12 protein-coding genes and 1 tRNA gene are annotated in these 12459 nt (G+C 53.1%); 3 read left to right on the top strand and 10 right to left on the bottom strand.

Annotated features, from left to right (window positions below):
- Nucleotides 1-21 precede the first annotated feature (21 nt).
- Nucleotides 22-1497: a ketol-acid reductoisomerase gene (gene ilvC / locus ACUU1I_RS07245; protein ID WP_000024951.1), complete on the bottom strand. Its 1476-nt coding sequence runs from the start codon at nucleotides 1495-1497 to the stop codon at nucleotides 22-24.
- A gap of 149 nt (nucleotides 1498-1646) precedes the next feature.
- Between ilvC and ilvY the strand changes: the two genes are divergently transcribed.
- Nucleotides 1647-2537: an HTH-type transcriptional activator IlvY gene (gene ilvY, locus ACUU1I_RS07240; protein ID WP_000365767.1), complete on the top strand. Its 891-nt coding sequence runs from the start codon at nucleotides 1647-1649 to the stop codon at nucleotides 2535-2537.
- On the opposite strand, the gene ilvA is transcribed toward ilvY, so the two are convergent.
- From ilvA to ilvL, 7 genes are all read right to left on the bottom strand, one after another.
- Nucleotides 2534-4078 carry a threonine ammonia-lyase, biosynthetic gene (gene ilvA / locus ACUU1I_RS07235; RefSeq protein ID WP_000785608.1) on the bottom strand — a complete coding sequence of 515 codons (1545 nt, stop codon included), beginning with the start codon at nucleotides 4076-4078 and terminating at the stop codon, nucleotides 2534-2536. The two genes, ilvY and ilvA, sit on opposite strands and share 4 nt — an antisense overlap.
- Before the next feature lie 2 nt (nucleotides 4079-4080).
- Complete coding sequence (ilvD, locus tag ACUU1I_RS07230; protein WP_001127394.1) at nucleotides 4081-5931, bottom strand: dihydroxy-acid dehydratase; 1851 nt, start codon at nucleotides 5929-5931, stop codon at nucleotides 4081-4083.
- Between the two features lie 64 nt (nucleotides 5932-5995).
- Nucleotides 5996-6925 (bottom strand): branched-chain-amino-acid transaminase, encoded by a 930-nt coding sequence (ilvE, locus tag ACUU1I_RS07225; RefSeq protein ID WP_000208517.1) that lies wholly within the window; start codon nucleotides 6923-6925, stop codon nucleotides 5996-5998.
- A 19-nt stretch (nucleotides 6926-6944) separates the two neighbouring features.
- Nucleotides 6945-7208: an acetolactate synthase 2 small subunit gene (gene ilvM / locus ACUU1I_RS07220; RefSeq protein WP_000983255.1), complete on the bottom strand. Its 264-nt coding sequence runs from the start codon at nucleotides 7206-7208 to the stop codon at nucleotides 6945-6947.
- Nucleotides 7205-8851 (bottom strand): acetolactate synthase 2 catalytic subunit, encoded by a 1647-nt coding sequence (gene ilvG / locus ACUU1I_RS07215; protein WP_001012582.1) that lies wholly within the window; start codon nucleotides 8849-8851, stop codon nucleotides 7205-7207. Before ilvG ends, ilvM begins: the two co-directional genes overlap by 4 nt.
- Nucleotides 8852-8853: 2 nt before the next feature.
- A complete protein-coding gene (gene ilvX / locus ACUU1I_RS07210; RefSeq protein WP_001387183.1) occupies nucleotides 8854-8904 on the bottom strand; it encodes a peptide IlvX in 51 nt (16 codons plus the stop codon).
- Nucleotides 8905-8989: 85 nt separating this feature from the next.
- A complete protein-coding gene (gene ilvL, locus ACUU1I_RS07205) occupies nucleotides 8990-9088 on the bottom strand; it encodes an ilv operon leader peptide (protein WP_001311244.1) in 99 nt (32 codons plus the stop codon).
- Nucleotides 9089-9439: 351 nt separating this feature from the next.
- Between ilvL and ACUU1I_RS07200 the strand changes: the two genes are divergently transcribed.
- Nucleotides 9440-10960 carry a YifB family Mg chelatase-like AAA ATPase gene (locus tag ACUU1I_RS07200; protein ID WP_000058936.1) on the top strand — a complete coding sequence of 507 codons (1521 nt, stop codon included), beginning with the start codon at nucleotides 9440-9442 and terminating at the stop codon, nucleotides 10958-10960.
- A gap of 24 nt (nucleotides 10961-10984) precedes the next feature.
- Here the strand turns inward: ACUU1I_RS07200 and maoP are convergent, their stop codons facing one another.
- A complete protein-coding gene (gene maoP / locus ACUU1I_RS07195) occupies nucleotides 10985-11323 on the bottom strand; it encodes a macrodomain Ori organization protein MaoP (protein ID WP_000841001.1) in 339 nt (112 codons plus the stop codon).
- A gap of 118 nt (nucleotides 11324-11441) precedes the next feature.
- Between maoP and hdfR the strand changes: the two genes are divergently transcribed.
- Nucleotides 11442-12281 (top strand): HTH-type transcriptional regulator HdfR, encoded by an 840-nt coding sequence (hdfR, locus tag ACUU1I_RS07190; RefSeq protein ID WP_000379245.1) that lies wholly within the window; start codon nucleotides 11442-11444, stop codon nucleotides 12279-12281.
- A 95-nt stretch (nucleotides 12282-12376) separates the two neighbouring features.
- Here the strand turns inward: hdfR and ACUU1I_RS07185 are convergent.
- Nucleotides 12377-12452, bottom strand: a tRNA-Trp gene (locus ACUU1I_RS07185).
- Between the last annotated feature and the right edge of the window lie 7 nt (nucleotides 12453-12459).

The following is a 12459-nucleotide window of genomic DNA, read 5'->3' as shown; positions in this document are numbered from 1 at the left end:
GCCTTGAACTCTGAATCGCTATTAACCCGCAACAGCAATACGTTTCATATCCGTCATATAGCCGCGCAGTTTCTTACCTACTTGCTCAATCGCATGGCTGCGAATCGCTTCATTTACATCACGCAGCTGCGCGTTATCTACCGCACCTTCCGGAATAGCTTTACCCAAATCGCCCGGTTGCAGTTCTGCCATAAACGGTTTCAGCAGCGGCACACAAGCGTAAGAGAACAGATAGTTACCGTACTCGGCAGTATCAGAGATAACCACGTTCATTTCATACAGACGCTTACGGGCGATGGTGTTGGCAATCAGCGGCAGTTCGTGCAGTGATTCATAGTAAGCAGATTCTTCGATGATGCCGGAATCAACCATGGTTTCGAACGCCAGTTCAACGCCCGCTTTCACCATCGCGATCATCAGTACGCCTTTATCGAAGTACTCCTGCTCGCCGATTTTGCCTTCATACTGCGGCGCGGTTTCGAAGGCGGTTTTGCCGGTCTCTTCACGCCAGGTCAGCAGTTTCTTATCATCGTTGGCCCAGTCCGCCATCATACCGGAGGAGAATTCTCCGGAGATGATGTCGTCCATATGTTTCTGGAACAGCGGTGCCATGATCTCTTTCAGCTGTTCAGACAACGCGTAAGCACGCAGTTTCGCCGGGTTAGAGAGACGGTCCATCATCAGTGTGATACCGCCCTGCTTCAGCGCTTCGGTGATGGTTTCCCAACCGAACTGAATTAGTTTTTCTGCGTATGCCGGATCGGTGCCCTCTTCCACCAGCTTGTCGAAGCACAGCAGCGAGCCAGCCTGCAACATACCGCACAGGATGGTTTGCTCACCCATCAGGTCAGATTTCACTTCCGCAACGAAGGACGATTCCAGCACGCCCGCACGGTGACCACCGGTTGCTGCCGCCCATGCTTTAGCGATCGCCATGCCTTCGCCTTTCGGATCGTTTTCCGGGTGAACGGCAATCAGCGTCGGTACGCCGAATCCACGTTTGTACTCTTCACGCACTTCGGTGCCAGGGCATTTCGGCGCAACCATGACTACGGTGATGTCTTTACGGATCTGCTCGCCCACTTCGACGATGTTGAAACCGTGCGAGTAACCCAGCGCCGCGCCGTCTTTCATCAGTGGCTGTACGGTGCGCACTACATCAGAGTGCTGCTTGTCCGGCGTCAGGTTAACCACCAGATCCGCCTGTGGGATCAGTTCTTCGTAAGTACCCACTTTAAAACCATTTTCGGTCGCTTTACGCCAGGACGCGCGCTTCTCGGCAATCGCTTCTTTACGCAGAGCGTAGGAGATATCGAGACCAGAATCACGCATGTTCAGACCCTGGTTCAGACCTTGTGCGCCACAGCCGACGATGACTACTTTTTTACCCTGAAGGTAGCTCGCGCCATCGGCGAATTCATCGCGCCCCATAAAGCGACATTTGCCCAGCTGTGCCAGCTGCTGACGCAGATTCAGTGTATTGAAGTAGTTAGCCATGGTGATTCCTCGTGGTGTTGTGCTTCTTATTGTTCGGTTCGCGTTTGCGAGATTGAATTCACTATATGACAGGAAATTTATTGCGGAAATTGATATATTCACAACGTCACATTGCAATTTCTGCAACGTCAACATTGAGGGCTGCGCCATTGGATTTACGCGATCTGAAAACCTTCCTGCATCTGGCGGAAAGCCGCCATTTTGGCCGCAGCGCGCGGGCGATGCACGTTAGCCCGTCCACGCTCTCACGGCAGATTCAGCGCCTGGAAGAAGATCTCGGCCAGCCGCTGTTTGTGCGCGATAACCGCACGGTGACGCTGACTGAAGCGGGCGAAGAACTGCGCGTTTTCGCCCAGCAAACGCTGTTGCAGTATCAGCAGCTGCGCCACACCATCGACCAGCAAGGGCCGTTGCTCTATGGCGAATTACATATCTTCTGCTCGGTGACCGCCGCTTACAGCCATCTGCCGCCGATTCTGGATCGCTTCCGCGCGGAGCACCCGTCGGTGGAGATCAAACTCACTACCGGTGATGCGGCAGATGCAATGGAAAAAGTCGTCACAGGTGAAGCTGATCTGGCTATTGCCGGGAAGCCAGAGACTCTGCCCGGCGCGGTGGCGTTTTCGATGCTGGAGAATCTGGCAGTGGTGTTGATTGCACCCGCATTGCCCTGCCCGGTGCGTAATCAGGTTTCTGTCGAAAAGCCGGACTGGTCAACGGTACCGTTTATCATGGCCGATCAGGGGCCGGTGCGCCGCCGCATTGAGTTGTGGTTCCGACGCAATAAAATCAGTAACCCGATGATTTACGCCACGGTTGGCGGGCATGAAGCGATGGTATCGATGGTGGCGCTCGGCTGTGGCGTGGCATTGTTGCCGGAAGTGGTGCTGGAAAACAGCCCCGAACCGGTGCGTAACCGCGTGATGATTTTAGAGCGCAGCGATGAGAAAACGCCGTTTGAGCTGGGCGTGTGTGCGCAGAAAAAGCGGCTACATGAGCCGCTAATTGAGGCATTCTGGAAGATTTTGCCGAACCATTAACCCGCCAAAAAGAACCTGAACGCCGGGTTATTGGTTTCGTCGTGGCAATCGTAGCCCAGCTCATTCAGCCGGGTTTCGAAATCCGGTTCATGGTCGCCAAGTTCGAACGCCGCCAGTACGCGCCCGTAGTCGGTGCCATGGCTGCGATAGTGGAACAAAGAAATGTTCCAGTGCGTACCCAGCGTGTTGAGGAAGCGCAGCAGCGCGCCCGGTGATTCCGGGAATTCGAAGCTGTAGAGGCGTTCCTGCAACGGATGTGACGGACGCCCGCCGACCATATAGCGCACATGCAACTTCGCCATTTCGTCGTCGGAGAGATCCACCACGCTGTAGCCGCCGTCGTTGAGCATCTGCAAAATTTCTTTGCGCTCTTCGAGGCCGCGGCTCAGGCGCACGCCGACAAAGATGCAGGCGTTTTTGGCATCGGCAAAACGGTAGTTGAACTCGGTGACCGATCGCCCGCCAAGCAGTTGGCAGAATTTGAGGAAGCTGCCTTTTTCTTCCGGAATGGTCACCGCCAACAACGCTTCACGCTGTTCGCCCAGTTCGCAGCGTTCCGAGACGTAGCGCAGGCCGTGGAAGTTCACGTTGGCACCGGAAAGAATATGCGCCAGCCGTTCGCCGCGAATGTTGTGCTGGGCGATATATTTTTTCATTCCCGCCAGCGCCAGCGCGCCAGAGGGTTCCGCCACCGCACGCACATCTTCGAATAAATCCTTCATCGCCGCACAGATCGCATCGCTATCGACGGTGATGATGTCGTCGAGATACTCCTGGCATAAACGGAAGGTTTCGTCACCGATGCGTTTTACCGCGACACCTTCGGCGAACAGTCCCACGCGTGGCAGATCAACCGGATGACCCGCATCCAGCGCTGCTTTCAGGCAGGCGGAGTCTTCCGCTTCTACGGCGATCACTTTGATTTGCGGCATCAGTTGTTTGATCAGCACCGCTACGCCCGCCGCCAGACCGCCGCCGCCGACTGGCACAAATACGCGGTCGAGATGGGAGTCCTGCTGGAGCAGTTCCAGCGCCAGCGTGCCTTGCCCGGCAATCACCATCGGATGGTCGAACGGCGGCACCCAGGTGAACCCCTGCTGCTGTGACAGTTCGATCGCTTTAGCTTTCGCTTCGTCAAAGTTCGCGCCATGAAGCAGCACTTCGCCGCCGAATCCACGTACCGCATCGACTTTGATGTCGGCGGTGGCGGTTGGCATAACGATCAGGGCCTTCACGCCTAACCGCGCAGAAGAAAACGCGACGCCCTGCGCGTGGTTACCCGCAGAAGCAGTGATCACGCCGTGCGCTTTTTGTTCTTCCGTCAGGCCCGCCATCATGGCGTATGCGCCGCGCAGCTTAAAGCTGTGCACTGGCTGGCGATCTTCGCGCTTCACCAGAATGACGTTATCAAGACGCGACGACAGTTTTTCCATTTTTTGTAGCGGCGTAACCTGCGCCGCCTCGTAAACCGGCGCGCGCAGCACTGCTCTTAAATATTCGGCACCTTCCGGAGCACCGGACAGGGGTTGCGAGTCAGCCATTATTAACCCCCCAGTTTCGATTTATCGCGCACCGCACCTTTGTCGGCGCTGGTTGCCAGGCTGGCGTAGGCGCGCAGGGCAAAGGAAACCTGACGTTCACGGTTTTTCGGCGTCCAGGCTTTGTCACCCCGAGCTTCCTGCGCTTCACGACGCGCCGCCAGTTCGGCATCGCTTACCTGTAACTGAATGCCACGGTTCGGGATGTCGATAGCGATCAGGTCACCATCTTCAATCAGACCAATGCTGCCGCCGCTTGCCGCTTCCGGTGAGACGTGGCCGATGGAAAGACCAGAGGTGCCGCCAGAGAAACGACCGTCGGTGATCAGCGCACAGGCTTTACCGAGACCCATTGATTTCAGGAAGCTGGTTGGGTAGAGCATTTCCTGCATGCCAGGGCCGCCTTTCGGGCCTTCATAGCGGATCACCACCACATCGCCCGCGACAACTTTGCCACCGAGGATCGCTTCTACCGCGTCGTCCTGGCTTTCGTACACTTTCGCCGGGCCGGTGAATTTGAGGATGCTGTCATCGACGCCCGCGGTTTTCACGATGCAGCCGTTTTCAGCAAAATTACCGTAGAGCACCGCCAGGCCGCCGTCTTTGCTGTAGGCGTGTTCCAGCGAGCGGATACAGCCGTTTGCGCGATCGTCATCGAGAGAATCCCAACGGCAATCCTGCGAGAATGCCTGTGTAGTACGAATGCCCGCAGGGCCTGCGCGGAACATATTTTTTACCGCGTCATCCTGGGTCAGCATAACGTCGTATTGTTCCAGAGTTTGCGGCAACGTCAGGCCAAGTACGTTTTTCACATCACGGTTCAGTAACCCCGCGCGATCCAGTTCACCGAGAATACCGATAACACCACCAGCACGGTGAACATCTTCCATATGGTATTTTTGGGTGCTCGGCGCAACTTTGCATAACTGCGGGACTTTACGCGAAAGTTTGTCGATATCACTCATGGTGAAGTCGATTTCCGCTTCCTGCGCCGCCGCCAGCAGGTGAAGTACCGTGTTGGTAGAGCCGCCCATCGCGATATCCAGCGTCATAGCATTTTCAAACGCCGCTTTGCTAGCAATATTGCGCGGCAGTGCACTTTCGTCGTTTTGCTCGTAGTAACGTTTGGTCAATTCAACAATGCGTTTACCGGCATTGAGGAACAACTGCTTACGGTCCGCGTGGGTTGCCAGCAGCGAGCCGTTGCCCGGCTGCGACAGGCCCAGCGCTTCGGTCAGGCAGTTCATTGAGTTAGCGGTAAACATCCCGGAGCAGGAGCCGCAGGTCGGACACGCGGAACGTTCAACCTGATCGCTCTGGGAGTCAGAAACTTTCGGGTCTGCGCCCTGGATCATCGCATCAACCAGATCGAGTTTGATTATCTGATCGGACAGTTTGGTTTTCCCGGCCTCCATCGGGCCGCCGGAAACAAAGATCACCGGAATATTCAGGCGCAGGGAAGCCATCAGCATCCCCGGGGTGATTTTGTCGCAGTTAGAGATGCAGACCATGGCGTCGGCGCAGTGGGCGTTGACCATATACTCAACGGAATCAGCGATCAGTTCGCGAGATGGAAGTGAATAAAGCATCCCCCCGTGGCCCATGGCAATCCCATCATCCACCGCAATGGTGTTGAACTCTTTGGCAACGCCGCCAGCCGCTTCAATTTGTTCGGCGACCAGTTTACCGAGATCGCGCAGATGGACGTGACCCGGTACAAATTGGGTGAACGAGTTCACAACCGCGATAATCGGCTTGCCAAAATCGGCGTCGGTCATTCCGGTGGCGCGCCACAGCGCACGAGCACCCGCCATATTACGACCATGAGTGGTGGTGGCGGAACGGTACTTAGGCATACTTTATTTACTCCCAGTGTCTGTCTCGTAAATGGGACGGTGCGTGCCGTCCCATTTTTTGTATTTATTGATTAACTTGATCTAACCAGCCCCATTTATCTTCGGTTTCGCCAGTGAAGAGGCCGAAGAAGGCTTGCTGAATGCGTTTGGTAACCGGGCCACAACGGCCTTCGCCAATCTGAATACCGTCTACGCTGCGCACTGGCGTGATTTCTGCCGCCGTACCGGACATAAAGACTTCATCCGCCAAGTACAGGGATTCGCGCGACAGCACCTGCTCACGCACTTCAATTCCCAGCTCTTTCGCCAGTTTGATGATGGCATCACGGGTAATACCCGGCAGCGCGGAGGAGGTGAACGGTGGGGTGAACAGCACACCATCTTTCACTTCAAACAGGTTTTCGCCTGCGCCTTCAGAGATATAACCGTTCACATCCAGCGCGATACCTTCCTGATAACCGTGGCGGCGCGCTTCGCTACCCACCAGCAGGGAAGAGAGATAGTTACCACCGGCTTTTGCCGCAGTTGGGATGGTGTTTGGTGCTGCGCGGTTCCAGGAGGAAACCATCGCATCGATCCCCTGCTCCAGCGCTTCTGCGCCCAGATACGCTCCCCACGGGAAAGCGGCGATAATCACATCGGTTGAGTATCCCGCTGGCGGGTTTACTCCCATGCCAACATCACCGACGAAGATCAGCGGACGGATATAGGCGCTGGTGAGATTGTTTTTGCGGATCACGTCACGACAAGCTTCCATCAGCTCATCAATGCTCTGTGAAACCGGGAAGCGATAGATTTTGGCGGAGTCATGCAGACGCTGCATATGCTCACGATGGCGGAATACAACCGGTCCTTTGTGTGAGTCGTAGCAACGGATGCCTTCAAAAACCGAGGTGCCATAGTGCAGCGCGTGCGACATCACATGCACCTTCGCGTCTTCCCAGCGAACCATCTCCCCATTGAACCAAATGTAATCAGCTTTCTTCGTGGTCATTTTTATATTCCTTTTGCGTTCAGGCGCGGATTTGTTGTGATGTGGTTGTGCTCTGGCAGATGGCAACGTGTGCGACGTCCACCAGTTTATTTAACTGACTAAACAGTAAGTCGACCGACCGTGGGCTGGCAACGGTCAATTCGATATTTATATTTTGTGCATCGCTGGCGGCAGCCATATTCATTGAGCAGACGTGGAAACCACGATGACGCACCACGCGTAAAACACGTTCTAAGGTTTCCGGATTGAAGCGAGCCGATACATTGACCTGATGTTGCATCATGATAATTTCTCCAACATTTCTGAATTACTGGCACCTGGCGGCACCAGCGGCCAGACGTTCTCAAGTTCGTCGATTGAGACATGAAGCAGGTATGGCCCATCACTGTTCAGCATGGTGTCGAGTGCCGCTTCAACCTGGTCTTTACGGGTGATGTGTTGGCCAGGGATGCCGAAGGCGCTGGCTAACATGAGGAAATCGGGGTTATCGGTAAGGGTGGTTTCGCTGTATCGTTCCTGAAAAAACAGTTGCTGCCATTGTCGAACCATCCCTAACCGTTGGTTATCGAGTAAGACGATTTTCAACGGTAACTGCTTGCGTTTTACGGTGCCCAGCTCTTGCACATTCATCATGAAAGAGCCGTCACCGGAGATACAGACAACGGTATCGTTCGGTCGCGCGACTTGTGCGCCAACTGCCGCCGGTAAACCAAAACCCATGGTACCTAAGCCGCTGGAGGTGATGAAATTTTCCGGGCGAGTGTGGGCGATGTGCTGCGCAGCCCACATCTGGTGCTGCCCCACATCTGTGGTCACGACGCAATCCGCAGGTTTACGATCCGACAGTTGTTTTAACAACAACGGAGCGTAGATAGCGTCACCGGGATGGTCGTAACGCCAGGAATGTTCATCACGCAGCTGCGCGCAGTGTTGCTGCCAGTCATTGATATTTAACGGCTGCTGTAATGCTGGTAACAGAGCATTTAAATCACCTTGTAATGCCACATGTGCCTGACGCAGCTTGTTCATTTCTGCCGGGTCGATATCCATATGGATAACACTGGCGTGTGGTGCGAAGGTGTTCAGTTTGCCGGTCACCCGGTCATCAAAACGTGCACCCACGGCGATCAGCAGGTCACACTCCTGCACCGCGAAGTTTGCCGCTTTGGTTCCGTGCATCCCCAGCATGCCCAGATAGTACGGATAATCTGCTTCTACTGCGCCCAGCCCTTTCAGCGTACAGGTGGCAGGCATTTTTGTGGCAGCGAGAAATTCACGCAAAGCCGGAACTGCCTGCGCCATCCCCACGCCACCGCCAACGTACAGCATCGGTTTTTGCGCTTTTGCCAGCATCTGGCGCGCTTGCTCGACTTCGGCATGTGGGAAAGTCACTTCGTTTTCAACGGTGGTGAACCACGGTTCCAGATCGCCGCTGGCTAACTGGATATCTTTTGGGATATCGACCAGAACCGGACCAGGACGACCTGAGCTGGCAACGTCGAATGCTTCAGCCATGATGCGCGGCAACTCTTCCAGAGACTGCACCAGAAAGCTGTGCTTGGTACAGGCTAACGACAATCCCAGGACATCCACTTCCTGAAATGCGTCGGTGCCGATAAACGGTGCGGACACCTGACCAGTGATGGCAACGACAGGGATGGAATCTAACAGTGCGTCCGCAAGCCCGGTTATCAGGTTGGTTGCGCCCGGACCAGACGTGGCGATACATACGCCAGTTTTACCGGTAGCACGGGCATAACCGATAGCCGCTATTGCCGCACCCTGCTCATGTCGGCACAGCAAGTGCTCCACGCCGCCGTCATACAATGCATCGTAAACCGGCATAATTGCGCCACCCGGATAACCGAAAACGGTGTTCACACCCTGTGCCCGCAACGCATGTACCACCCACTGTGCGCCATTCATAGTTAGTTCCCCGTCCTGAATCTTGAGAAACAGAATTTTGTGCTGTTATTCATTGTCTGCTCCTCGGTTATGTTTTTAAGGTCAAAAAAACCCCCGGACCTTTCGGTGCGGGGGTCTTAGTTCGTTAAGGCTTGATCTCTAAGCCTTTCCTCGTCCAAGTGCAGCCCCGCACGGTGGGATAATAATCACCACCACGCTAATCACGACCAGGCTAATCACTCGTAGAAGGGCTGTCATTTTGTCTTTTCTTGCATCTTGTTCGAAGGAATGCCTAAAGAGTTACCATAGATTTTGCGAATAGCACAAGATATTTTTGGGCCTATTTTTATGATGGCTTTAATAATTTCAATAGAAATTGTTGTTTTTTAAAAAGAAAATAGTGAGTGAAAAAATTCAATTTCAGTATAAATGTTGTTCCCTTCCTCGTAGTTCATCCTTTGTCCGCTGCATTTTTGCGAGCATCATTCCACCGCCAGAACAACTCAACTTCACTTGCACAAATAAACAGGAATCAGCCACTAAAATTCACGAATTAGCGGGCTACAGCAGCGATATCTTATGCACATAATGGTGACTCAAGGAGGGTTTATGTCACTGTCAATTGTTCATACCCGCGCAGCCCTGGAAGTAAATGCGCCCCCAATCACTGTTGAGGTACATATCAGTAAAGGTCTACCCGGCTTAACGATGGTGGGCTTAACAGAAACAACGGTGAAAGAAGCTCGCGATCGCGTGCGCAGCGCCATTATCAATAGCGGATATGAATATCCGGCGAAAAAAATCACCATCAACCTTGCTCCAGCCGATCTGCCAAAAGAAGGGGGGCGATATGATTTACCTATCGCCATTGCGTTGCTGGCGGCCTCAGAACAGCTTACAGCCAATAAGTTAGATGAATATGAATTAGTCGGAGAACTAGCGCTTACAGGCGCTCTGCGTGGCGTTCCCGGTGCAATCTCCAGTGCAACTGAAGCTATTAAGTCGGGCAGAAAAATTATCGTCGCGAAAGATAACGAAGATGAAGTGGGGCTAATTAACGGTGAAGGATGCCTGATAGCCGATCATCTGCAGGCTGTCTGTGCGTTTCTGGAAGGTAAGAACACTCTCGAACGCCCGAAACCAACTGATGCAGTATCCCGGGCGCTACAACATGATCTCAGTGATGTTGTCGGTCAGGAGCAAGGAAAACGAGGACTGGAAATTACCGCCGCTGGTGGGCACAACCTTTTACTGATTGGGCCGCCGGGAACAGGTAAAACAATGCTCGCCAGCCGTATTAATGGCCTGTTGCCAGATTTAAGCAATGAAGAGGCACTGGAGAGCGCTGCGATATTAAGTCTGGTAAATGCTGAATCAGTACAAAAACAATGGCGGCAGCGCCCGTTCCGCTCACCTCATCACAGTGCGTCGTTAACTGCGATGGTGGGCGGTGGTGCAATTCCAGGGCCAGGTGAAATTTCGTTGGCGCATAACGGCGTGCTTTTTCTTGATGAGCTACCTGAATTTGAACGGCGTACACTGGATGCCTTGCGAGAGCCGATTGAATCCGGGCAGATCCATCTTTCACGCACACGAGCAAAAATAACCTATCCAGCCCGTTTCCAGCTTGTTGCGGCGATGAATCCCAGCCCTACCGGACATTATCAGGGAAACCATAACCGCTGCACGCCAGAACAGACATTACGTTATCTCAACCGGCTCTCGGGGCCCTTTCTCGACCGCTTCGATCTCTCACTGGAGATCCCATTACCACCCCCCGGCATTTTGAGTAAAACGGTAGTGCCGGGAGAAAGCAGCGCCACCGTTAAACAACGCGTAATGGCCGCCAGAGAGCGCCAATTTAAGCGGCAGAATAAACTGAATGCCTGGCTGGATAGTCCGGAAATACGCCAATTCTGCAAACTTGAGAGCGAAGATGCGATGTGGTTGGAAGAAACGCTGATCCATCTGGGGTTATCGATTCGTGCCTGGCAGCGGTTACTGAAAGTTGCACGAACCATTGCTGATATTGATCAGTCTGACATTATCACACGTCAGCATTTGCAGGAGGCAGTTAGCTATCGTGCGATTGACCGTTTGCTCATCCATCTGCAAAAACTACTGACATAAAAAAAGGGCATTTCGCCCTTTTTATTAATCGTCAGAATCGGTGTAGTCTTCAGCACCTTCAACCTGCGGTTTACCGCCGGAAAGGGTGTGAAAACGTTTTGGACGCTTAATACGCGTCATATACTTGGACCACACGCGTTCTGCTTCTGTCACTGGCTCACGTTCGCCACGGCATACTGCTACGAAGAGTTTCTCTTCCTCGGTAACCGGCTCGCGTTTGCCAAGATCCAACTCATTGAAGGCATAACCATGACGCTCAAGCAGTTGTGCCTCTTTGATGGTGAAATCACCATGACGAGAGAATCCACGTGGATAATGTTTATTGTCGAAATATCGATTAGTCGTCGTAAAGCTTTCCGCCATCCTGCACGCTCCTAATTCTTTGACCGAGCTAGTTATGGCGCGGAGTATTAGTTACGCTTGACAGAGTGTAAAACAAAACATTTAAATCATAACGACAAATAATTTTGCGGAGAGCACTGTGGATACGGAATTGTTAAAAACTTTCCTGGAAGTTAGCCGAACGCGTCACTTTGGTCGAGCGGCTGAATCGCTCTATCTGACCCAGTCAGCAGTGAGCTTTCGAATCAGACAACTGGAAAATCAACTGGGTGTGAACCTTTTCACCCGCCACAGAAACAATATCCGTTTAACCGCTGCCGGTGAAAAACTACTGCCTTATGCAGAAACGCTCATGAGCACCTGGCAGGCCGCCCGCAAGGAGGTGGCGCATACCTCACGACATAACGAGTTTTCTATCGGTGCCAGCGCCTCGTTGTGGGAATGTATGCTTAATCAGTGGTTGGGACGCTTGTATCAAAATCAGGATGCCCATACAGGCTTACAGTTCGAAGCGCGAATTGCCCAACGGCAGTCTCTGGTAAAACAGCTGCATGAACGCCAGCTTGATCTTCTTATTACCACTGAAGCGCCCAAAATGGACGAATTTAGTAGTCAGTTGCTGGGGTATTTCACTTTAGCGCTTTATACCAGTGCCCCTTCTAAACTAAAGGGAGATCTTAACTATCTGCGACTGGAGTGGGGGCCAGATTTTCAACAGCATGAGGCAGGTTTGATCGGTGCTGACGAAGTTCCCATTCTGACAACCAGTTCTGCTGAACTGGCACAGCAACAGATTGCGATGCTTAATGGTTGCACCTGGCTACCCGTCAGCTGGGCGCGTAAAAAAGGCGGCCTGCATACCGTTGTCGATAGCACAACACTTTCACGGCCGCTTTATGCCATATGGCTGCAAAATAGCGATAAAAATGCGTTGATTCGCGATCTTTTGAAAATTAACGTGCTGGATGAAGTGTATTAATCTGAATGGCTGGCAAGGATGCCGGTAGAAGGATTTACTTCGGAGAGGATTATTTCAGATAAAAAAAATCCTTAGCTTTCGCTAAGGATGATTTCTGGCAGGGGCGGAGAGACTCGAACTCCCAACACCCGGTTTTGGAGACCGGTGCTCTACCAATTGAACTACGCCCCTAATTAGG

The sequence above is a fragment of the Shigella sp. SIG3 genome, from assembly GCF_053555855.1.
This window is presented reverse-complemented; position numbering and strand designations above follow the sequence as displayed.